Source organism: Pseudomonas putida, assembly GCF_022627325.1.
GTDB lineage: Bacteria > Pseudomonadota > Gammaproteobacteria > Pseudomonadales > Pseudomonadaceae > Aquipseudomonas > Aquipseudomonas putida_X.
The window spans coordinates 157,682-179,244 of record NZ_JAETZZ010000011.1; the positions used below are offsets into that span (position 1 = coordinate 157,682).

15 protein-coding genes are annotated in these 21,563 nt (G+C 63.0%); 7 read left to right on the forward strand and 8 right to left on the reverse strand.

Going from position 1 to position 21,563, the window contains the following annotated elements:
• Positions 1-12 precede the first annotated feature (12 nt).
• Positions 13-498, forward strand: a complete 486-nt coding sequence (locus JNA92_RS18365; RefSeq protein ID WP_241806065.1) for an SRPBCC family protein — start codon at positions 13-15, stop codon at positions 496-498.
• Positions 498-1,736, forward strand: coding sequence for an RNA polymerase sigma factor (locus tag JNA92_RS18370; RefSeq protein WP_241806066.1), 1,239 nt, complete (start codon positions 498-500; stop codon positions 1,734-1,736). The genes JNA92_RS18365 and JNA92_RS18370 overlap by 1 nt, the downstream gene beginning before the upstream one ends.
• 40 nt (positions 1,737-1,776) lie before the next feature.
• Here JNA92_RS18370 and JNA92_RS18375 read toward each other — a convergent pair whose 3' ends face one another.
• Both JNA92_RS18375 and JNA92_RS18380 read right to left on the reverse strand, forming a co-directional pair.
• The gene (locus JNA92_RS18375; RefSeq protein WP_012315672.1) at positions 1,777-2,247 is read right to left on the reverse strand and encodes a MaoC family dehydratase; all 471 of its coding nucleotides are present in this window, start codon (positions 2,245-2,247) and stop codon (positions 1,777-1,779) included.
• A 33-nt stretch (positions 2,248-2,280) separates the two neighbouring features.
• Positions 2,281-3,225 (reverse strand): alpha/beta hydrolase, encoded by a 945-nt coding sequence (locus tag JNA92_RS18380; RefSeq protein ID WP_241806067.1) that lies wholly within the window; start codon positions 3,223-3,225, stop codon positions 2,281-2,283.
• Positions 3,226-3,434: 209 nt separating this feature from the next.
• Here JNA92_RS18380 and fadD2 point away from each other — a divergent pair, with 209 nt between their 5' ends.
• Complete coding sequence (gene fadD2 / locus JNA92_RS18385; RefSeq protein WP_241806068.1) at positions 3,435-5,123, forward strand: long-chain-fatty-acid--CoA ligase FadD2; 1,689 nt, start codon at positions 3,435-3,437, stop codon at positions 5,121-5,123.
• A 288-nt stretch (positions 5,124-5,411) separates the two neighbouring features.
• Entirely contained in the window at positions 5,412-7,109 is a 1,698-nt protein-coding gene (gene fadD1, locus JNA92_RS18390) for a long-chain-fatty-acid--CoA ligase FadD1 (protein ID WP_241806069.1), read from the forward strand.
• Positions 7,110-7,208: 99 nt separating this feature from the next.
• Here the strand turns inward: fadD1 and JNA92_RS18395 are convergent, their stop codons facing one another.
• Positions 7,209-8,516 (reverse strand): NAD(P)/FAD-dependent oxidoreductase, encoded by a 1,308-nt coding sequence (locus JNA92_RS18395; RefSeq protein ID WP_241806070.1) that lies wholly within the window; start codon positions 8,514-8,516, stop codon positions 7,209-7,211.
• Positions 8,517-8,546: 30 nt separating this feature from the next.
• Complete coding sequence (locus JNA92_RS18400) at positions 8,547-9,911, reverse strand: glutamine synthetase family protein (protein ID WP_241806071.1); 1,365 nt, start codon at positions 9,909-9,911, stop codon at positions 8,547-8,549.
• 432 nt (positions 9,912-10,343) lie between these two features.
• On the opposite strand from JNA92_RS18400, the gene hrpA reads away from it, so the two are divergent.
• Both hrpA and JNA92_RS18410 read left to right on the forward strand, forming a co-directional pair.
• Positions 10,344-14,249 carry an ATP-dependent RNA helicase HrpA gene (hrpA, locus tag JNA92_RS18405; RefSeq protein WP_241806072.1) on the forward strand — a complete coding sequence of 1,302 codons (3,906 nt, stop codon included), beginning with the start codon at positions 10,344-10,346 and terminating at the stop codon, positions 14,247-14,249.
• A 145-nt stretch (positions 14,250-14,394) separates the two neighbouring features.
• Positions 14,395-15,516, forward strand: a complete 1,122-nt coding sequence (locus JNA92_RS18410) for a beta-ketoacyl-ACP synthase III (protein WP_241806073.1) — start codon at positions 14,395-14,397, stop codon at positions 15,514-15,516.
• A gap of 127 nt (positions 15,517-15,643) precedes the next feature.
• Here the strand turns inward: JNA92_RS18410 and JNA92_RS18415 are convergent, their stop codons facing one another.
• Positions 15,644-16,888 (reverse strand): putative porin, encoded by a 1,245-nt coding sequence (locus JNA92_RS18415; protein ID WP_241806074.1) that lies wholly within the window; start codon positions 16,886-16,888, stop codon positions 15,644-15,646.
• A 261-nt stretch (positions 16,889-17,149) separates the two neighbouring features.
• On the opposite strand from JNA92_RS18415, the gene JNA92_RS18420 reads away from it, so the two are divergent.
• Positions 17,150-18,277 carry a GNAT family N-acetyltransferase gene (locus JNA92_RS18420; protein ID WP_241806075.1) on the forward strand — a complete coding sequence of 376 codons (1,128 nt, stop codon included), beginning with the start codon at positions 17,150-17,152 and terminating at the stop codon, positions 18,275-18,277.
• A gap of 13 nt (positions 18,278-18,290) precedes the next feature.
• Here the strand turns inward: JNA92_RS18420 and JNA92_RS18425 are convergent, their stop codons facing one another.
• The 3 genes from JNA92_RS18425 to JNA92_RS18435 form a co-directional block, all read right to left on the reverse strand.
• The gene (locus tag JNA92_RS18425) at positions 18,291-20,123 is read right to left on the reverse strand and encodes an ABC transporter ATP-binding protein (RefSeq protein ID WP_241806076.1); all 1,833 of its coding nucleotides are present in this window, start codon (positions 20,121-20,123) and stop codon (positions 18,291-18,293) included.
• A gap of 63 nt (positions 20,124-20,186) precedes the next feature.
• A complete protein-coding gene (locus JNA92_RS18430) occupies positions 20,187-20,744 on the reverse strand; it encodes a peptidylprolyl isomerase (RefSeq protein WP_241806077.1) in 558 nt (185 codons plus the stop codon).
• Positions 20,738-21,550: an alpha/beta fold hydrolase gene (locus tag JNA92_RS18435; RefSeq protein ID WP_241806078.1), complete on the reverse strand. Its 813-nt coding sequence runs from the start codon at positions 21,548-21,550 to the stop codon at positions 20,738-20,740. The genes JNA92_RS18430 and JNA92_RS18435 overlap by 7 nt, the downstream gene beginning before the upstream one ends.
• Between the last annotated feature and the right edge of the window lie 13 nt (positions 21,551-21,563).

A 21,563-nucleotide genomic window follows, 5' to 3' on the forward strand; every position in this document is an offset into this window, starting at 1 on the left:
AGAACAACAAGAATGAGCCTTGCCCAACCTGCGCAAGCGCAGCACGAGTTGTCCATCAGCCGCCTGATCGACGCCCCGCCCGCCAAGGTGTTTCGTGCCTGGACCGAGCCCCGGTGGCTGATGCAGTGGTGGGGGCCGCATGGCATGACCACGCCGGAATGTGAAATGCAGCTCTGGGTCGGCGGCCTGTTTCGCACTTTGATGCGCGCGCCCGACGGTACCGAGTACCCCACCCAGGGCGTGTTCCTGGAGATTGCCGCGCCACGTCGGCTGGTGTTCACCGATGCGTTCGGGCCAGGCTGGGTGCCGTCTGCCAAAGCCTTCATGACCGCAGTGGTGACGTTTGACGAGGAACACGGCAAGACCCGCTATACCGCTCGGGCCTGGCACTGGAGCGCTGCCGACTGCACGGCCCATGAAGAAATGGGGTTTCACCAGGGGTGGGGAGAAAGCCTGGACCGCCTGGTGGAGGTGGTGACCCAGCGGATGCCGGACTGATGGCAACGCTGTTGCAGGTGCGCGCTGAAATCGAGGCGGTTTACCGGCGGGACTCGCGGCGTATCCTGGCCACGCTGATCCGCCTGCTGGGGGATTTCGACCTGGCAGAGGAGGCCATGCATGATGCCTTCTTCATTGCCGTCGCGCGCTGGCAACGCGACGGTATCCCGCAAAATCCACGTGCATGGCTGGTATCGACCGGCCGTTTCAAGGCCATTGACGCGGTGCGGCGCCGCGCGCGTTTCGACCGTTCCCAGGCTGACCTGATCATGCTCATCGAGGGCCAGGGGCCAGACCCCAGTGAAGAGGCGTTGCTCGCCGATGATCGCCTGCGGCTGATTTTCACATGTTGCCACCCGGCCCTGGCTGCCGATGCGCAGGTGCCGTTGACCCTGCGCGAAGTCTGTGATCTGACCACCGAACAGATCGCCCGTGCCTTCCTGCAGAGCCCGGCGACCATCGCCCAACGCATCGTGCGCGCCAAGGCCAAGATCCGCGATGCACGCATCCCTTACCAGGTGCCGGAGCTGAACGAATTGCCTGAGCGCCTGGAAAGCGTGTTGCGGGTGATTTACCTGGTGTTCAACGAAGGCTATTCGGCGTCTTCGGGCGAGGCTTTGTTGCAGCAGGCGTTAAGTGACGAAGCGATTCGGCTGGGCCGCTTGCTGGTGCAGTTGCTACCGGACCCGGAGGCGGTCGGGTTGCTGGCGCTGATGTTGCTGCAGGCCTCACGCCAGCGAGCACGGTGCGATGCCGAGGGCAATCTGGTGCTGCTCGACCAGCAGGATCGCAGCCTGTGGGACAGTGCGCAAATCAACGAAGGTTGTGAATTGGTGCAGCGGGCGTTGCGGAGCCGGGCGTTCGGTGGCTACACGGTGCAGGCGGCCATTGCAGCGGTGCATGCGCAGGCCAGGAGCGCCAGTGAAACGGACTGGGCGCAGATTGTCGGCCTTTACGATGTGCTGCAGCGGCAATGGCCGTCACCAGTGGTGGCGCTCAACCGAGCGGTGGCACTGGCCAAACGGGATGGGCCGCAGGCGGGGTTGGCGGCGGTTGAAACGATCCTGGCGACGGGTGAGTTGCGCGACTACCACCTGGCGCATGCGGCAAGGGCGGAGCTGCATTGCCAGTTGGGGCAGGTAGAAAAGGCCCGTGCAGCGTGGCGGCAGGCGCTGGACTTGACGCGTCAGGCGCCGGAGCGGCGGCATATCGAGGGCAAGCTCAAGGCGTTGGAATGACCCGGCAGCACCGGCCCTGCCGCCGGTACTGCCTGAATGATCAGCTGGCGACGAAGTTCGGCGGCGATACCAGCTCTACCGTCTGCTGCTTGCGCGGCGCCAGGATCTCTGCTTCGCCCTCTACCACCAGCTCATCGTTCTGGTTGTACACGTTGGTGGCGATACGCACTTTGAATTTGGGCAGCTTCTCGAGGATTTCCAGGCGTACGGTCAAGGTATCGCCGATTTTCACCGGCTTCTGGAAGCTCATCTTCTGGCCCAGGTAGATGGTGCCGGGGCCGGGCAGGGTGCAGGCCACTGCCGCGCTGATCAGCGCGCCGCTGAACATGCCATGGGCGATGCGCTCACGGAACATGCTCTTGGCTGCGAATTCGGCATCCAGGTGCACCGGGTTGTGGTCACCGGACATCGCGGCGAACAGCTGGATGTCGCGTTCTTCCACAGACTTTTCGTAACTGGCCTTTTGGCCGACTTCTAGAGCTTCGTAAGGCGTGTTGGTGACCTGGGTCATTGGCGCTTCCTTGATGGGCGGACAAGGCCGTTATCATTCACTGCGGGCAGGGCGGCCAAGGGCCAGCGCCTGTTCCAGCCACGCGAGGATATCGGCGGTGACCTCGTCCCGGTTGAGTTCATTGAGCACTTCGTGGCGCGCCTTAGGGTAGACGCGCAGTTGTACATGTCGATTGCCGGTCGCGCGCAGGGCGTCGGCCAGATGGGTGAGACGCTTGCCGGCACTCACCGGATCACATTCACCGCCAATCACCAGCAACGGCAGGTTCGGATCGATCTGCGCAAGGTTCTTCGCCTGGCTGATCTGCGCCAGGCCGAGCAGCAAGTCTAGCCACAACTGGTTGCTGCAGCGAAAACCGCACAAAGGGTCGCTGACGTACCTGTCCACCTCGTCAGGGTCGCGGCTGAGCCAGTCGAAGGGCGTGCGGTTGGGTTTGAACGCGTTGTTGAACGAACCGAACGACAGCCACTCGATCAGCGCACTCTTGCCTTGCGGCCCTTGGCGCCAGGCCTCCAGCCGGGCGATCAGGCGCGCCAGGCGATACAGCGCCGGCGGCTGGAAATTGGAGCCACTGAGGATCGCCCCGTGCACGCTGCCACTGTGGTGCATCAGGTAGGCCTGGGCGATGTAGCTGCCCATGCTGTGGCCGAACAGGAACAGGGGGGTGCAGGGGAACTGCTGGCCGATGTGCTGAGTGAGCAGGGCCAGGTCGTTGACCACGGCATTCCAGCCATGTTGCCGGGCGAACAGGCCGAGGCTGCCCTGTTCGGCGGTACGCCCGTGGCCGCGCAGGTCTGCAGCCAGCAGCGCATAGCCGGCAGCGCTCAGCGCCTGGCCCAGGTGCTGGTAGCGCCCGCCGTGTTCGGCCATGCCATGGGCCAGCAGCACCACCGCCTTGACCGGGGTAGCCGGCAGCCATTGGTGCACGTAGAGGTTGCAATTCTCGCTGGCCGGCAGCCAAAAGGCGTCGTAAGGCATGGCGTATCCTTTGCACTGGGGTACGAGCACAGAGTATGCGCAAGCGGCCGGATTGCAGGAAGGGCACAAATAAGATTCACAATGTTAATGGCGGCCCTTGGCTTATATGCCACCTCTGGCTTACCTGCTAACGTCGGTTGAACGCCTTTTTGCCATCAGGCAAAGGGATTACAGGCTAAGAGCGGGTTCAGGCAGAGGAACAATAATAAATGCAAGCCGACTTCTGGAATGACAAGCGCCCGGCGGGCGTGCCTTCCACCATCGATATCCATGCGTATAGCTCGGTCGTCGAGGTTTTCGAGCGCTCCTGCAAGCGCTTCGCTGACCGCCCGGCGTCCAGCAACCTGGGCAAGACCCTGACCTATGGCGAACTCGACCGCCTGTCGGCGGCCTTTGCTGCCTGGCTGCAGCAGCACACCGACCTGGTGCCGGGTGACCGCATCGCCGTACAGATGCCCAACGTGCTGCAGTATCCCATTGCGGTGTTCGGCGCCCTGCGCGCCGGGCTGATCGTGGTCAACACCAACCCGCTGTACACCGAGCGTGAAATGCGCCACCAGTTCAAAGACGCCGGTGCCCGCGCCCTGGTCTACCTGAACATGTTCGGCAAGCGGGTCCAGGAGGTGTTGCCCGATACCGGCATCCAATACCTGATCGAGGCGAAGATGGGCGACCTGTTGCCTACGGCCAAGGGCTGGTTGATCAACACCGTGGTCGACAAGGTAAAGAAAATGGTCCCGGCCTATCATCTGCCGCAGGCCATCCCGTTCAAGCAGGCACTGCGCCAGGGCGCGGCGCTGAGCCACAAACCGGTAACGCTGAGCCTCGACGACATCGCCGTGCTGCAGTACACCGGCGGCACCACGGGCCTGGCCAAGGGCGCCATGCTCACCCACGGCAACCTGGTGGCCAACATGCTGCAGGTGCTGGCGTGCTTTTCGCAGCATGGCCCGGACGGGCAGAAGCTGATCAAGGAAGGCCAGGAGGTGATGATCGCGCCGCTGCCGCTGTACCACATCTATGCCTTTACCGCGAACTGCATGTGCATGATGGTCACCGGCAACCATAACGTGTTGATCACCAACCCGCGCGATATCCCTGGCTTCATCAAGGAACTGGGCAAATGGCGGTTCACCGCACTGCTGGGGCTGAACACCCTGTTCGTGGCGCTGATGGATCACCCGGGCTTCCGGCAGCTGGATTTCTCGGCGCTCAAGGTGACCAACTCTGGCGGTACGGCGCTGGTCAAAGCCACCGCCGAACGTTGGGAGAGCCTGACCGGCTGCCGCATTGTCGAGGGCTACGGCCTGACAGAAACGTCGCCAGTGGCCAGCACCAACCCTTATGGCGAGCTGGCACGCCTGGGTACCGTGGGCATACCGGTGGCAGACACCGCGTTCAAGGTGATCGACGATGAGGGCAATGAACTGCCGTTGGGCGAGCGGGGCGAGTTGTGTATCAAGGGCCCGCAGGTGATGAAGGGGTACTGGCAGCAACCCGAGGCGACGGCGCAGACCCTGGATGCCGATGGCTGGCTGAAGACCGGCGACATTGCGGTGATCGACCCGGACGGCTTCACGCGTATCGTCGACCGCAAGAAGGACATGATCATCGTCTCTGGCTTCAACGTGTACCCCAACGAGATCGAGGACGTGATCATGGGCCACCCGAAAGTGGCCAACTGCGCCGCCATCGGCGTGCCGGACGAGCGCTCGGGGGAGGCCGTGAAACTGTTCGTGGTGCCCCGTGAGGGCGGCCTGAGCGTCGATGAACTCAAGGCCTACTGCAAGGCCAACTTCACAGGTTACAAAGTGCCCAAGCACATCGTGCTGCGTGAGTCGTTGCCGATGACACCCGTGGGCAAGATCCTGCGTCGCGAGCTGCGCGACATCGCCTAGGGAGCTGCAAGCTGCAAGCTGCAAGCGGGGCGCGCATGGCTCTAGCTTGCAGCTTGCGGCTTGAAGCTCGCCACTTTAAGTCAAATACTCTAAAAATGACTTGTATCGTTCATTGAGTCATTTTTGTGACCATAAGGCCCGATTTGGCCTCTAGGCGACCCTTTGCAAAGCTGTTACTCTCGGCCCGCTTTCAGATGATTCGGTTTGCAACGAACCGCCATCTCATATCAATAATAAACGCATCGACGCGTAAATCGAACTTCGCTGTTGCTGAAGGAGTGGGCTTCCATGATCGACCATTTTTGGAAGGATAAATACCCAGCCGGGATTACGGCGGAAATCAATCCTGACGAATTTCCCAATATCCAGGCGGTACTCAAGCAATCCTGCCAACGCTTTGCCGATAAACCGGCCTTTAGCAACCTGGGCAAGACCATCACCTACGGCGAGTTGTATGCCCTGTCGGGCGCTTTTGCGGCCTGGCTGCAGCAGCACACCGACCTCAAGCCGGGTGATCGCATTGCCGTGCAGCTGCCGAATGTCCTGCAGTACCCGGTAGCAGTGTTCGGCGCCATGCGCGCCGGGCTGATCGTGGTCAACACCAACCCGCTTTACACCGCACGGGAGATGGAACACCAGTTCAACGACTCCGGTGCCAAGGCCCTGGTGTGCCTGGCCAACATGGCTCACCTGGCCGAAAAGGTGGTACCCAAGACCCAGGTCAGGCATGTCATCGTCACCGAAGTGGCCGACCTGTTGCCACCGCTCAAGCGCCTGCTGATCAACAGCGTGGTCAAGTACGTGAAGAAGATGGTGCCGGCCTACAACCTGCCGAACGCCGTGCGCTTCAACGATGCCCTGGCGCGGGGCAAGGGCCAGCCGGTGGTCGAGGCCAACCCGCAAGCCAATGATGTTGCCGTGCTGCAGTACACCGGCGGTACCACCGGTGTGGCCAAGGGCGCAATGCTGACGCACCGCAACCTGGTGGCCAACATGCTGCAGTGCCGGGCGCTGATGGGGTCGAACCTGCATGAAGGTTGCGAGATCCTCATCACCCCGCTGCCGCTGTACCACATCTATGCCTTTACCTTCCATTGCATGGCGATGATGCTGATCGGCAACCACAACGTGCTGATCAGCAACCCGCGTGACTTGCCGGCAATGGTCAAGGAACTGGGCAAGTGGAAGTTCAGCGGCTTCGTCGGCCTCAACACCCTGTTCGTTGCCCTGTGCAACAACGAGGCGTTCCGTGCGCTGGACTTCTCGGCGTTGAAGATCACCCTGTCCGGTGGCATGGCGCTGCAGCTGAGTGTGGCCGAGCGCTGGAAAACCGTCACCGGTTGCGCCATTTGCGAAGGCTATGGCATGACCGAGACCAGCCCGGTTGCGGCGGTCAACCCGGCCGAAGCCAACCAGGTCGGTACCATCGGTATCCCGGTGCCCTCGACCCTGTGCAAGGTCATCGATGACAGTGGCAGCGAGCTGCCGCTGGGCGAGGTGGGCGAGTTGTGCGTCAAGGGGCCGCAGGTGATGAAGGGCTACTGGCAGCGTGAAGAGGCCACCGCCGAGATCCTCGACAGTGATGGCTGGCTCAAGACCGGGGACATTGCCCTGATCCAGCCCGATGGCTACATGCGCATCGTCGACCGCAAGAAGGACATGATCCTGGTCTCGGGCTTCAACGTGTATCCCAACGAGCTGGAGGATGTACTGGCTGCCCTGCCGGGCGTACTGCAGTGCGCTGCGATCGGTGTGCCGGACGAAAAGTCGGGCGAATTGATCAAGGTGTTCATTGTGGTCAAGCCGGGCATGACCGTCACCAAGGAGCAGGTGATGGAGCACATGCGCGCCAACGTCACCGGCTACAAGGTGCCGCGTTACATCGAGTTCCGCGATGCGTTGCCAACCACCAACGTGGGCAAGATCCTGCGCCGCGAGTTGCGTGATGAAGAGCTGAAGAAGCAGGGCCTGAAGAAGATCGCCTGATCCTCGCCAACGCCCGGCAATATCCGCATCACACTGGAAATCCGGGGCCGCTTCGCGGCCCCTTTCGCGACATCCCGCCGCGCCTGCCGGGCAGTGCAATCAGCGCAGTTTTTCCAGCATCTGGTAGTACCACATCCCCGCCGCCAACAGCGGATTGCCCAGCAGGTCCCCCATCGGCACCTTGATGTGCTTGCACCCGGCAAAGGTATCGAACTTCTCCAACGTACCGGTCAGCGCCTCGGCCATGATTTCGCCCATGATGTGGCTGGTGGCGATGCCGTGCCCCGAATAGCCCTGGCAGTACCAGACGTTGTCCGAAAGCTTGCCCAGTTGCGGTATGCGATTGACCACGATCCCCATCGCGCAACTCCACTGGAACTCGATCGGCACCCCTTTGAGGGCCGGGAAGGTGCGCTCGATGCATGGGCGCAGCTCACCTGCGATATCACGTGAATCCTTGCCTGAATAGTTGGCGCCGCCGCCGAACAGCAGGCGTTTGTCGGCAGTGAGGCGATAGTAGTCGAGCACGAAACGGCAGTCGTACACCGCCAGGTCCTGGGGGTTGATCTGTTCGGCCAGTTCGCCCAGCGGCGCGGTGGTGACGATGCCGCCCATGGCGGGGAAGATCTTGCCCTTGAGCTGACGCTTTTCCAGCTTGTGGTAAACGTCGCCGGCCAGCATCACCTGGCGTGCTTCGATTCGGCCTTGGGCAGTGACCACTGCAGGGCGCGGGCCATGCACGATGTCCAGCACCTCGGAGTTCTCGAAGATCAGCGCGCCCAGTGCGTGCGCGGCACGCGCTTCGCCCAGGCACAGGTTGAGCGGATGCAGGTGCAAGTTGCGCAGGTTCTTCAGGGCGCCCAGGTACAACGGGCTTTGCAGATGCTCGGCAACCGCGTTGCGGTCGAGCATCTGCACCTGGTCGCCCATGCCGCGGCGATGCGCCTGGGCTTCGAAGGCGCGCAGCTCGTTGAGGTGTGACGGTTTCATCGCTGCATGCAGGTGGCCGCGTTTGAGGTCACAGGCGATGCCATAGCGCTCGACCCGCTGCTCGATGATCTGGTGCCCGCGCCAGCGCAAGTGCCAGATAAAGTCATCCACCTCGCTGCCCAGGCGGTCGCGCATCTGCGTGCGCATGGCTTCGTCGCCCGAGAGGCTGCCGGTGACCTGGCCGCCGTTGCGGCCGCTGGCGCCCCAGCCGATGCGGTTGGTTTCCACCACCGCCACTTTCAGGCCGCGCTCGGCCAGCTCCACGGCGGTGGCCACGCCGGTGAAACCGCCGCCGATAATCGCCACGTCCACCTGCACAGTGCCCTTGAGCTGCGGGTACTGCGTGTGGTCGTTGAGCGAGGCACTGTAATAGGAGGGCGCGCGCTGGGCCGGGCCGTTGTTCACTGCTGCGTTCATGGGTGTTCCTTATTCTGAATTGGGTGAGGCTCAGGCCTGGTGCAGGTACCAGCGCCAGTCCTGTTCGCTGACTTCGGCCATGAACTGGCGGTACTCGGCGCGCTTGACCTTCAGGTACACCCCGAGGAAGTCCTTGCCGAGTGCTTCGCGTGCCCACGCCGAACGCTCCAGGGCGTCGAGGGCGGTCAGCCAGTCGGTGGGCAGGTGCTCAGTGGCTTGGGCGTAGCCGTTGCCTTCGACCGGTGCGCCCGGGTCGAGGCGTTCGCGGATGCCGCAGTGGCTGGCCGCGAGAATCGCCGCGGCGGCCAGGTACGGATTGGCGTCGGCGCCACAGATCCGGTGTTCGACATGGCGGCTGTTGGCCGGCCCGCCGGGCACGCGCAAGCTCACCGTGCGGTTGTCGACACCCCAGGTTGGCGCCAGCGGTGCATAGCTGTTGGCCTGGAAGCGGCGGAACGAGTTGGCGTTGGGGCAGAACAGCAGCAGCGCGTCGCGCAGGTGGCGCAGCATGCCGGCAACCGCTTGGCGCAGCAGCGGGGTGCCGGCCTTGTCCTGGCTGGCGAACAGGTTGTTACCGGCGCTGTCGGCCAGGCTCAGGTGCATGTGCATGCCGGTGCCGGCCAGTTGCGCGAAGGGTTTGGCCATGAAGCACGCCTGCATGCCGTGGGCGTGCGCCACGCCTTTGACCAGGCGCTTGTAGCGCACGGCCTGGTCCATCGCTTCCAGAGCATCGCCATGCTCGAGGGTAATTTCCACCTGGCCGGGGGCGTACTCCGAAATCGCCGTGCGGGCCGGGATGCCCTGGGCTTTGCAGGCCGCGTAAAGGTCGGCGAGAAACGGCTCTATCTGCTCCAGCTCACGCAGGCCATAGACCTGGGTGCTGCGCGGGCGGCCACCGTCGTTATCCAACGCCGGTTGCGGACGGCCCTGGGCGTCACGCTGCTGGTCGAGCAGGAAGAACTCCAGCTCGCAGGCCATCACCGGGTGGTAGCCATCGGCCTTGAGCGCTTCGATCGTGCGTACCAGTACATGGCGTGGGTCGGCGACGCTGGCCGGCAGGCCTTCGCTGGGGTGCATGCTGACTTGCACGGCGGCGGTCGGCACGCGGCGCCACGGCAGGCGCACCAGGCTGCCCTCCAAGGGGTAGGCGCGACAGTCGATGTCGCCGACGTCCCAGACCAGCCCGGAGTTTTCCACGTCATCGCCGTTGAGGGTCAGGCCCAGGATGGTGCTGGGCAGCGGGCGGCCGCTCTGGTACACCGCCAGCAGTTCCTCGCGGTGCAGCAGCTTGCCGCGCGGCACACCGTTGGCGTCGAGGATGAACAGTTCGAACAGCTCGATATCGGGGTTGTCGGCAAGGAAACGTTGGGCGTGTTCTACGGGTGCAAAGTGCATGAGAAATTCGCTCGTGAGCATACAGGGCCGCCGCCTGGTGGCGGCCCGGCTGAGTCAATCGGCCGAAGGGTGGCCGGGTTTTGTCAGATGCGCGAGTGAAGTGTCCGGTGGGCGGGCGTGGCGACAGTGCCAGAGAGCCCAGAAGGCCAGGATCACATGGACCAGCGGGTTCTCACCGGCGCACGTGCGGGCCTTCGGTAGCGAAGGGCGCGAAAGCGGCGGGGCGATGGGCTGGGCACAGATCATGCGTTGGATACTCACATGCGACGTCAGGTTGATTAAAGCAGTGAATGGCAACCTTCACTCTGGTATCGGCTAAACATTCGGGCGGGCCGGTACAGACAGCAAAATGCCGGTAAATCTGCGACAATCGCGCATCCATCGAATGCCGATCATGCACAAGCAGGCTCACCTGCATCACTAAAAAGCCCCATGACTGACCACGCCATCGACAAACTGCTGCAAAACCTCGACCACGCCATGATCGCCGACCGCCATCGCCTGCGCCGGCAACTGCATGAGCTGCGCAAGCGCCCCGACGAGGCCAAGCTCGCGCAGTGGGTGGAGAAGGTCCAGGCGTCTTGCGCCCAGGTCACCGCGCGCCAGCACAGCGTGCCGCGCATCCGCTACGACGACAGCCTGCCGATTGCCGCCAAGCGCGACGAGATCAAAAAGGCATTGGCCGAAAACCAGGTCCTGGTGATTGCCGGTGAGACCGGTTCGGGCAAGACCACCCAGTTGCCCAAGATCTGCCTGGAGCTGGGCCGCGGCAGCCACGGCCTGATCGCCCACACTCAGCCACGGCGGATTGCGGCGCGCAGCGTTGCTGCCCGGGTGGCTGAAGAGCTGGGCACACCGCTGGGCGCCCTGGTCGGTTACCAGGTGCGGTTCGAGGACCAGAGCGACGCCAATACCTTGGTCAAGCTGATGACCGATGGCATCTTGCTGGCCGAAACCCAACATGACCGCTTCCTCGAGCGCTACGACACGATCATCGTCGACGAGGCGCACGAGCGCAGCCTGAACATCGATTTTCTGCTCGGCTACCTCAAGACCTTGCTGCATCGCCGCCCGGACCTGAAGCTGATCATCACCTCGGCGACCATCGACCTGGAGCGCTTCTCCAAGCATTTCGACGGGGCGCCGATCATCGAGGTGTCTGGCCGTACCTATCCGGTGGACACTTGGTATCGCCCGCTGACCAGCGAACAGGACGAAGAAGGCAACCAGGTCGAAGAGGACCTCACCGTCGACCAGGCCATCCTCGCCACCCTCGATGAGATCGCCCACCACGAGCGCAGCGAGGGCAAGGGCCCCGGCGACGTGCTGGTGTTCCTGCCGGGGGAGCGCGAGATTCGCGATGCCGCCGAAATCCTGCGCAAGGCCCAGTTGCGTCATACCGAGATCCTGCCGCTGTATGCGCGCCTGTCTCCGGCCGAGCAGCAGCGTATCTTCCAGTCGCATACCGGCCGGCGTGTGGTGCTGGCCACCAACGTGGCAGAAACCTCGCTGACCGTGCCCGGCATCCGTTATGTGATCGACACCGGTACTGCGCGCATCAGCCGCTACAGCTACCGTGCCAAGGTCCAGCGTTTGCCGATCGAAGCGGTGTCCCAGGCCAGCGCCAACCAGCGTAAAGGCCGATGCGGCCGTGTCGAACCGGGCATCTGCATACGTCTTTACAGCGAAGAAGACTTCAACGGCCGGCCAGCCTTCACCGACCCCGAGATCCTGCGCACCAACCTGGCGGCGGTGATCCTGCAGATGCTGCACCTGCGTCTGGGCGCCATCGATGCCTTCCCGTTCATCGAGCCGCCCGATGGCAAGGCCATCAGCGACGGCTTCAACCTTCTGCAGGAGCTGTCGGCGGTCAACCGTGAAAACCAGCTGACGCCCTTGGGCCGTCAGCTGGCGCGCCTGCCGATCGACCCCCGGCTGGGCCGGATGCTGCTCGAAGGCGCTCGCCAGGGCAGCCTGCAGGAAGTGCTGATCGTCACCAGTGCATTGTCGGTGCAGGACCCCCGCGAGCGCCCGCCGGAGCGTCAGCAGGCGGCTGACCAGGCGCATGCGCAGTGGAAGGATGTGGATTCCGATTTCGCCGCGCTGGTCAACCTGTGGCGTGGCTTCGAGGAGCAGCGCCAGGCGCTGACGGCCAACCCGCTGCGTAACTGGTGCCGCAAGCATTTCCTCAACTATTTGCGTCTTCGCGAATGGCGCGATGCCCATCGTCAGTTGTCGCTGATCTGCCGTGACCTGCAGCTGACGGTCAACAAGGAACCGTCCGACTACCAGAAGATGCACAAAGCCATCCTCAGCGGGCTGCTCAGCCAGATCGGCCACAAGACCGAAGACGGCGATTACCAGGGTGCGCGTCAGCGGCGCTTCTGGGTGCACCCTTCCTCGGGTATTGGCCGCAAGCGCCCGCAATGGGTGATGGCCGCCGAGCTGGTGGAGACCACGAAGCTGTATGCGCGCATGGTGGCCAAGATCGAGCCCGACTGGATCGAGCCGCTGGCGACTCACCTGGTCAAGAAGAACCACTTCGAACCGCACTGGGAGAAGAAGCGTGGGCAGGTGGTGGCCTACGAACAGATCACCCTGTACGGGTTGATCCTGGTCGGCCGCCGCCCAGTGCACTATGGCCCGATCGACCCGGTTACCTCGCGTGAACTGTTCATACGCGAAGGGCTGGTTGGCGGCGAGATCCAGTCGCGGGCCAAGTGCCTGGCCGCCAACAAACGCCTGCTTGAAGAGCTCGACGAGCTGGAAGCCAAGGCGCGCCGGCGCGACATTCTGGCGGATGAAGAAACCCTTTACGCCTTCTACGAAGCGCGCCTGCCAGCGGAGATCCACCAGACCGCGACCTTCGACAGCTGGTACCGCATGGGCAGCCAGAAGGACGCCAGCCTGCTGATCATGCGTGAGGAAGACGTGTTGGCCCGTGAGGCCAGCGAAGTCACGGCGGCGCAATACCCGGACAGCTTGCAGGTAGGCGAACTGCGCCTGCCGTTGAGCTACCACTTCGAACCGGGCCACCCCCGCGACGGTGTGACTGTAAGGGTACCTGCGCCGCTGCTGCCAAGCCTGCCGGGCGAGCGCCTGGAGTGGCTGGTGCCGGGCTTGCTCGAAGCCAAGTGCGTGGCGCTGGTGCGCAACCTGCCCAAGGCCTTGCGCAAGAACTTCGTACCGGTCCCGGACTTCGTCAAGGCATCGCTGGCGCGCATGACGTTCGGCCAGGGTGCCTTGCCTCAGGCCTTGGGCCAGGAGCTGTTGCGCATGACCGGCGCCCGTGTGTCCGATGAGGCCTGGGCAGAGTCGGTAGGGCTGGTCGAAGGGCATCTGCGCATGAACATCGAGGTGGTCGATGGCCAGGGCAAGTTCCTCGGAGAGGGCCGCGACCTGGCCGAGCTGACCGCACGCTTTGCCGCCGCCAGCCAGGCAGCGCTGGCGGTGCCGCGCGAAGACAAGAGCGCGCAGCCGGTTCAGGCCAAGGCCTTCAGTGAGGTCAAGCAGACCGCCCAGCAGAAGATCGCCGGGCTGTCGATGACGGTGTACCCGGCGTTGGTGGAAGAGAGCGGCAGCGTGCGCGAAGGGCGTTTCTCGACCCAGGCCGAAGCCGAGTTCCAGCATCGCCGTGCTTTGCAGCGCCTGTTGCTGCAGCAGTTGGCCGAGCCTGCCAAGTTCTTGCGTGGCAAGCTCCCGGGGCTGACCGAACTGGGCTTGCTGTACCGCGAACTGGGCCGCGTCGAAGCGCTGGTAGAGGACATTCTGCTGGCCAGCCTCGATAGCTGCATCCTCGAAGGGGAGGCCACGCTACCGCGCGATGGCGCGGCATTGGCCGGGCTTGCCGAGCGCAAGCGGGGAAGCTGGGCGGAACATGCCGAGCGCCTGGCCCGCCAGACGCTGGAAGTGCTCAAACTCTGGCACGGCCTGCAAAAGCGCTTCAAAGGCAAGATCGACCTGAGCCAGGCGGTGGCGCTTAACGACATCAAGCAGCAGTTGGCCAACCTGGTGTATCCGGGCTTCGTGCGCGAGACGCCTGGGGTGTGGTTCAAGGAGCTGCCCCGTTACCTCAAAGCGGTGGAGTTGCGCCTTGAGAAGCTTGGCAGCCAGGTGCAGAAGGACCGGGTTTGGAGTGGCGAGCAGGCCAACCTCTGGGCCCAGTACAAGGCCCGTGCCGACAAGCACGCCCAGGAGGGCAAGCGCGACGCGCAGTTGACCTTGTACCGCTGGTTGCTGGAGGAATATCGGGTGTCGCTGTTTGCCCAACAGTTGGGCACGAAAGTACCGATTTCTGACAAACGTCTCAGCAAACAGTGGTCTCAGGTAGAAGCCTAAACCCGGGAACTTGTGGCAATATTGAGGCAATTCGGGGCCGCATTGCGGCCCCTCGCGGGTTCAACCTGCGCCTTGGACTTGGTACTAAAGTGCTATTACTCCAGCCAGCGCCCTGTGGCGATGGCCTTTGACCAGAGGAACGATCGTGCATAACGTCGTGATCAGCGGCACCGGCCTGTATACCCCGGCCCAGAGCATTTCCAACGAAGAACTGGTGGAATCTTTCAACACCTGGTCGCAACAGTTCAACCGCGACAACGCTGCCGCCATCGAGCGCGGCGAGGTCGAGGCTGCGCCTCTTTCGGACGCTGCCTTTATCGAGAAGGCCTCGGGTATCAAGAGCCGCTTCGTCATGGACAAGGCCGGCATTCTCGACCCGCAGCGCATGAAGCCGAGGCTGGCGGAGCGTTCAAATGACGAGCAGTCGATCCTCTGCGAGATGGGCGTGGCCGCTGCCCGTCAGGCGCTCGAGCGCGCAGGGCGCACGCCTGCCGATGTCGACGGTGTGATCGTCGCCTGCTCCAACCTGCAGCGCCCGTACCCGGCCATCGCCATCGAAGTGCAGCAGGCGCTGGGGATTGAGGGCTTCGCTTTCGACATGAACGTGGCTTGCTCTTCGGCCACGTTCGGTATCCAGACCGCAGCCAACAGCGTGCAGCTGGGCCAGGCCCGTGCCTTGCTGGTGGTCAGCCCGGAAATCTGTACCGGCCACCTGAACTTCCGCGACCGCGACAGCCATTTCATTTTTGGTGACGCCGCCACCGCCGTGCTGGTCGAGCGTGCCGACCAGGCCACCTCGGCGCACCAGTTCGATATCCTCGGTACCAAGTTGCAGACCTCGTTCTCCAACAATATCCGCAACAATTTCGGCTTCCTCAACCGTGCTGCGGAAGAAGGTATCGGGACGCGGGACAAGTTGTTCGTGCAGGAAGGCCGCAAGGTATTCAAGGAAGTGTGCCCGATGGTCGCCGAGCTGATCGGCAAGCACCTGGGTGAGAACGGTCTGCAGCCCTCAGACGTCAAGCGCTTCTGGCTGCACCAGGCCAACCTGAGCATGAACCACCTGATCGTCAAGAAGCTGCTGGGGCGTGAGGTGGCCGAGGAAGAGGCTCCGGTCATTCTCGACCGTTATGCCAACACCAGCTCGGCGGGGTCGGTGATCGCCTTCCACCTGTACCAGGATGACTTGGCCAAGGGTTCGCTGGGCGTGTTGAGCTCATTTGGGGCAGGTTATTCGATTGGCAGTGTGATTCTGCGCAAACGCTGACGGTGGGCACTGGCCCTGCGCCGGGTTGCCGGCGGCGGGCCTGTGTATTTCTGGCAGGCGAAAAAAGGCGGGAAATGCCGGATGGGGTCGGCATTTCCCGCCTTGAGTGAAGCTTGGCCGTTGCAGCTTAGAACTTGGCTTCCAGGTCCACCTGCAGCGTGTCGACGTCGGCGTTGCTGTTGGGCAACTGCGACAGGTCGGTCTTGGCCATCAGGTAGGCAGCGCCCAGCGAGAAGTTCTTGTCGATTTCATAACCGACCTTGAACTTGTGGCCGCGCGAGCCGGTGTAACCGTTGCCGAAGTCGGAGTCGGTGAACAGGCTGACCACGGCGTTGCGCTGAACATCGCGGTAGTTGTAGTCCAGGCTCCAGGCGCCGACTTTGGTCTTCAGGCCAGCCAGCCAGGCCTGGTCTTCGCCGTCGGTGCTTTCGGTGTTCTTCACGTACTGGCCATACGCCGACAATGGGATGGCGAGGCCGGTGAAGTCCAGCTGGCCGAAGCCTTCCACCAGGTTGAACTCATTGGTGGTATTGCCGAACGACTGCAGGATGGTCGCTTCCTTGTCGTTGTCGTAGCCATAGATGCTCGCGCCGACGGTGAGCTTGAGTACATCGGCGGGGGCGAACTTGGCGCCCAACTGGCCGTGGTAGACCTGGGCGTCGTGCTTGTACTGCACGCCGTCGCCGTCCACGTTGTCCTTGAGCGTGTACTGGCCCGCGCTGGCGAAGACTTCGGCGCCGCCGAGGTCGGTCTTGTAGGTAGCGGCAACGCCTTCCGGGTTGATGTCGCCGTCCCAGATGATGTCACCCATGCTCACCCAAGGCTGTGCCATCTTGCCGCCGATCAGGTGCAGGTTCGGGATTGCGGTGGGGTGCCAGTCGAGGTAGGCCAGGTCGACCCACAGCGATTTCTTGTCGAAGTAGTTGTCGAAGCTCTGGTTGGTCGAACGGCGGTCTGCGCTGCTGCCGGTGGCGATGCGGATGCCAGCGTCGACTTGCGGGTTGATCTCGCTGTAGAAACCGACGCGGGCGCGGACGCGCTGGCGGTCCTGGTTGCCGCTGCTGCTGTTCGGGTCGTCGACGTTGACGTCCTCGTAGCGCAGGCGCACATCGCCTTTGACCTGGGTCTTGGCAGCCCATGCCACTTTTTGTTCGAAGGAGCTCATGCGTTCAGACTGAGCTTTCTGGTCGGCCTTTTCCTTGGTTTCTTTTGCCAGGTCACCTTGCAGTTCGTTGTACTGCGCCTGGTTGATCGAGCCGTTGGCGCGGAGCATTTCGAGCAGCTTGGCGTCGACAGCCGCACTGGCCGGAGTACTCAGAGCCAGCATCATGCCGGTAAGGCTCACTCCGGTAAGTGTAGAAACAAGACGCATAAGGTTCTCCCTACTAAAAAATATTGGGGAGGCTCAGCGTCCACCCCCATGTTGGCATGTCTTCGGAAAGGGCCTGAATAGACAGGTTCTGAGGTTCCGGAAAACAGGCGCAAGTATTGCGGGGGCGAATGACAGAATAATGTCTATTTGGTGGCACTGCCGTTAAGTAATTGAGAATCAAAGGGTCGGGCCGGCATTCGGCATTTGAGTGAGAGGCCGGTATTCCCTGATACTGATGCCCTCACTCCGCGAGTCGACATCGTGACCAGCCTCTACAGCCTTGCCCATTTGCGTGACCTCCCTGCGGCGACCTGGGACGCCCTGGTGCCTGCCGGCCAGCCGTTCCTGCGCCATGCCTTCCTGAGCGCCATGGAGGACAGTGGCAGTGTCGCGCCAGCTACCGGCTGGGCGGCAGAACACCTGGTGCTGGAGCGTGACGGGCAGGTGCGTGCGCTGCTGCCGGCGTACCGCAAGTGGCACTCGTACGGTGAGTACGTGTTCGATCATGGTTGGGCCGACGCTTGTGAGCGTGCCGGTATTGCCTATTACCCCAAACTGCTCGGCGCCGTGCCGTTCAGCCCGGTCAGCGGCCCGCGCCTGCTCAGCGTCGACCCGGCCGATGGCCTGCTGGTGCTCCAGGCGTTGCCTGAGTATTTGAGCAAAGCCGGGCTATCCGGGGCTCACATCAACTTCACCGACCCTGGCCTGGATGCAGATATGGCCGGCTTGCCTGGCTGGATGGAGCGCCTGGGGTGCCAGTTCCACTGGCGCAACCGTGGCTACCGCGACTTTCAGGACTTTCTCGACAGCTTGAGTTCGCGCAAGCGCAAACAGATGCGCAAGGAACGTGAGCAGGTGGCGGGGCAGGGCATCGACTTCCGTTGGTACCGAGGCGATGAACTGGAAGAGGCCCAATGGGATTTCATCTACCTCTGCTACGCCAATACCTACGCCGTGCGTAGGCGTACGCCGTACCTGACCCGCGAATTCTTCAGCCTGCTGGCCCAGCGCATGCCCGAGGCCCTAAGGGTAGTGATGGCCCGTCAGGGCGGTCGCGATGTGGCCATGGCCCTGAGCCTGGTGGGGGGCGACAGCCTGTTTGGGCGCTATTGGGGCTGCCTGGATGAGTTCGACCGGCTGCACTTCGAGACCTGCTTCTACCAAGGCATGGACTTTGCGATTGCCGAAGGCTTGCAGCGCTTCGATGCCGGCGCGCAGGGCGAGCACAAGCTGATTCGTGGCTTCGAGCCGGTGCTGACCCGCTCCTGGCATTATCTGCTTCACCCAGGGCTGTGCAGGGCGGTGGGTGATTTCCTGCAGCAGGAGCGGGCAGGGGTCATGGGGTATGCCGAGCAGGCGCGTGAGATGTTGCCTTACCGCCGGGATTGAGACCTGCCAGGCCTCAATCCACCCCGACGAAGCCGCCCGTCTGGTGATGCCATAGCCTGGCATACAACCCTTGCTGGGCCAGCAGTTCACTGTGGCTGCCACTTTCGACGATATGCCCCTGGTCCAGCACCACCAGGCGGTCCATGCGCGCAATGGTCGAGAGGCGGTGGGCGATGGCGATCACCGTCTTGCCTTGCATCAGGGTTTCCAGGCTTTCCTGGATCGCCGCTTCCACCTCAGAGTCCAGCGCTGAGGTGGCCTCGTCCATGATCAGGATGGGCGCGTTCTTGAGCAGCACCCGTGCTATCGCGATGCGCTGGCGCTGGCCACCGGAGAGCTTGACCCCACGCTCGCCCACATGCGCGTCGAAGCCCGTGCGGCCTTGGGCATCCGACAGCTGCGGAATGAATTCGTCGGCACGGGCCCGGCGCACGGCTTCGTGCAGCGCTTGCTCGCTGGCATCAGGGCGCCCGTACAACAGGTTGTCGCGGATCGAGCGATGCAGCAGTGAGGTGTCCTGGGTGATCATGCCGATCTGCGCCCGCAGGCTGGCCTGGCTCACCTCGGCGATGTCCTGCCCGTCGATCAGGATACGCCCGCCCTGCACGTCGTAAAGGCGCAGCAGCAGGTTGACCAAGGTAGATTTGCCGGCGCCGGAGGGGCCGATCAGGCCGATCTTTTCGCCCGGGCGGATGTCCAGGTTCAGCCCGTCGATCACGTTGCGAGCCTTGCCGTAGTGGAAGTCGACGTTATCGAAGCGCACCGCGCCACGGGTCACTTTCAGCGGCGCTGCCTTGGGTTTGTCGGTGACAGTGACCGGCTGGGCGATGGTCTGCAAGCCGTCCTGCACCATGCCGATGTTCTCGAAGATGCCGTTGACCACCCACATGATCCAGCCCGACATGTTGACGATACGGATCACCAGCCCGGTGGCCAGGGCGATGGCGCCGACGGTGATCAGCGATTGGCTCCACAACCAAAGGGCCAGGCCGGTAGTGGCGACCACCAGCAAGCCGTTAAGGCTGGTGATGACCACGTCCATGCTGGTGATCACCCGCGACGCCAGCTGGGTCTTTTCAGTCTGCTCGCGAATCGCTTCGCGGGCGTACTGCTGCTCGTAGTCGGTGTGGGCGAACAGCTTGAGGGTGGCGATGTTGGTGTAGCCGTCGACGATACGCCCCATCAGCTTGGAGCGGGCATCGGAGGAGACCACCGAGCGTTCCTTGACCCGTGGCACGAAGTAGAACAGCGCGGCGACATAGCTGGCAATCCAGGCCAGTAACGGCAGCATCAGGCGCCAGTCGGCCTCGGCGAACAGCACCAGTGAGGTGATCGCATAGATCAGTACATGCCACAACGCATCCACCGCCTGTACTGCCGAGTCGCGCAGGGAGTTGCCGGTCTGCATGATGCGCTGGGCGATACGCCCGGCAAAGTCGCTCTGGAAGAAGTTCAGGCTCTGCTTGAGCACATACGTGTGGTTTTGCCAGCGGATCAGGCTGGTCATGCCCGGGTTGATGGTCTGGTGCACCAGCAGGTCATGCAGACCGAAAAACACCGGCCGTAGCAGCAGGATCACCACGAGCATCCAGATCAGCTCACCGCTGTGCTCGCTGAAGAAGTTGGCATTGGGCGTGCCTTGGGCCAGGTCGATGATGCGGCTCAGGTAGCTGAACATCGCCACCTCGATCAGCGAGGCGACCAGGCCGACCACCAGCAGGGCGAGAAAACTCGGCCACACCTGGCGTAGGTAGTAAAGGTAGAACGGCCACACCTGGGTGGGCGGCGACTCGCTGGGCGCATCGCGGAAAATATCGATCAGTTGTTCGAAACGGCGGTACAGCATGGGTGACAACACTCCTGTTCAACCCGACCCTCAGGCGGTTTCACGTCCTTGTGAAGCCTGCGGTCAGTCGATGCGTTTGGCTGACTTGATGAACACCGGGTCGGCCGGCACATCGCGCATGCCTTTCTTGACGGTGGTGGGCGAGTTGACGATCTGGTCGACCACTTCCATGCCCTTGGTCACTTTGCCGAACACGGCGTAGCCGGCGTCGCGGCCCGGGTTGAGGAAGTCGTTGTCGGCCACGTTGATGAAGAACTGGCTGGTGGCCGAGTTCGGGTTGGACGTGCGGGCCATCGACAGGGTGCCGCGGGTGTTCTGCAGGCCGTTGCTGGCTTCGTTGCGGATCGGGTCACGGGTCGGTTTTTGCACCATCTGCTCGGTGAAGCCCCCGCCCTGGACCATGAAGCCCGGGATCACGCGGTGGAAAATGGTGTTGTTGTAGAAACCGCTATCGACGTATTCGAGGAAATTCTTGGTACTGAGCGGCGCCTTCTCGGCATTGAGCTCGATTTCGACCTGGCCGAAGCTGGTGTCGAGCACTACGTGAGGGGTCTTGTCGGAGGCCATGACGGTGGTAGCAAAGGCGACCGAGCAGGCGGTGAGCAGAAGTTTTTTCAGCATGAGCTCAAAGATCCTTGAGAGGTGGAAGCGGCTGCGAGGAACTGCAGCAAAGTCTGGTTGAAGACTTCGGGTTGATCGAGGGGTGTAGCGTGCCGGGAATCATCGATGACTACCAGCCTTGCCTGCGGCATCAGGGCAACATAGCGCTCTTTGAGTTGGACCGGGGTGTAATCGTGGTCGGCAGCGAGCACCAGCGTGGGACAGTGTATCTGGCCGATGCGTTCCTGCACGCCCCAGTCGACGATGGCGTCGAAACTCTTGAGGTAGGCGCGTTTGTCGTTGCGTGCCCAGCGTTGCGCCATTTTCTGGCGCAAGTCGGCTTGCTCCGGTTTGGGGAACAGGCGCTGGGCCAGGCCCTTGCCGACTGTCTCGACACTGAGGATGCGCGCCAGGCCCCAACGCTTGGCCCACCAGACCCAGTCGCTGCGTGTGCGGCGTTTGACCTCGGGGGCGCTGTTGACGATGCACAGGCTGCGCAGCCATTGCGGATGGTCGACGGCGAACTGGAAGCCGACCATGCCGCCCATCGACAGCCCCACGAAGTGCACCGGGCCGGTCTGCAGGTGTTCGAGCAGGGCCAGCAGGTCTTCGCTGAATGTGGCGATCTGGTAGCCCTCGCGGGGCTTGTCGGAGCGGCCGTGGCCGCGGATGTCCATGAGGATCACCCGGTAGTGACGGCTGAGCGCGGGTAGCTGCAGCTCCCAGTCCTGGCTGCTGGAGCCCAGGCCGTGCAGCAGTACCAGGGGGTCGCCCTGGCCGTATTCCTGATAATGCAGCGAGCATCCTTCATGTTCGAAATAGGCCATGGGCACGGTTCTC

Excerpts from the sequence above, each read along its gene's own strand:
- JNA92_RS18365 (WP_241806065.1), top strand. The coding sequence starts at position 13 with ATGAGCCTTGCCCAACCTGCGCAAGCGCAGCACGAGTTGTCCATCAGC.
- JNA92_RS18370 (WP_241806066.1), top strand. The coding sequence starts at position 498 with ATGGCAACGCTGTTGCAGGTGCGCGCTGAAATCGAGGCGGTTTACCGG.
- JNA92_RS18375 (WP_012315672.1), bottom strand. The coding sequence starts at position 2,247 with ATGACCCAGGTCACCAACACGCCTTACGAAGCTCTAGAAGTCGGCCAA.
- JNA92_RS18380 (WP_241806067.1), bottom strand. The coding sequence starts at position 3,225 with ATGCCTTACGACGCCTTTTGGCTGCCGGCCAGCGAGAATTGCAACCTC.
- fadD2 (WP_241806068.1), top strand. The coding sequence starts at position 3,435 with ATGCAAGCCGACTTCTGGAATGACAAGCGCCCGGCGGGCGTGCCTTCC.
- fadD1 (WP_241806069.1), top strand. The coding sequence starts at position 5,412 with ATGATCGACCATTTTTGGAAGGATAAATACCCAGCCGGGATTACGGCG.
- JNA92_RS18395 (WP_241806070.1), bottom strand. The coding sequence starts at position 8,516 with ATGAACGCAGCAGTGAACAACGGCCCGGCCCAGCGCGCGCCCTCCTAT.
- JNA92_RS18400 (WP_241806071.1), bottom strand. The coding sequence starts at position 9,911 with ATGCACTTTGCACCCGTAGAACACGCCCAACGTTTCCTTGCCGACAAC.
- hrpA (WP_241806072.1), top strand. The coding sequence starts at position 10,344 with ATGACTGACCACGCCATCGACAAACTGCTGCAAAACCTCGACCACGCC.
- JNA92_RS18415 (WP_241806074.1), bottom strand. The coding sequence starts at position 16,888 with ATGCGTCTTGTTTCTACACTTACCGGAGTGAGCCTTACCGGCATGATG.
- JNA92_RS18425 (WP_241806076.1), bottom strand. The coding sequence starts at position 20,123 with ATGCTGTACCGCCGTTTCGAACAACTGATCGATATTTTCCGCGATGCG.
- JNA92_RS18430 (WP_241806077.1), bottom strand. The coding sequence starts at position 20,744 with ATGCTGAAAAAACTTCTGCTCACCGCCTGCTCGGTCGCCTTTGCTACC.
- JNA92_RS18435 (WP_241806078.1), bottom strand. The coding sequence starts at position 21,550 with ATGGCCTATTTCGAACATGAAGGATGCTCGCTGCATTATCAGGAATAC.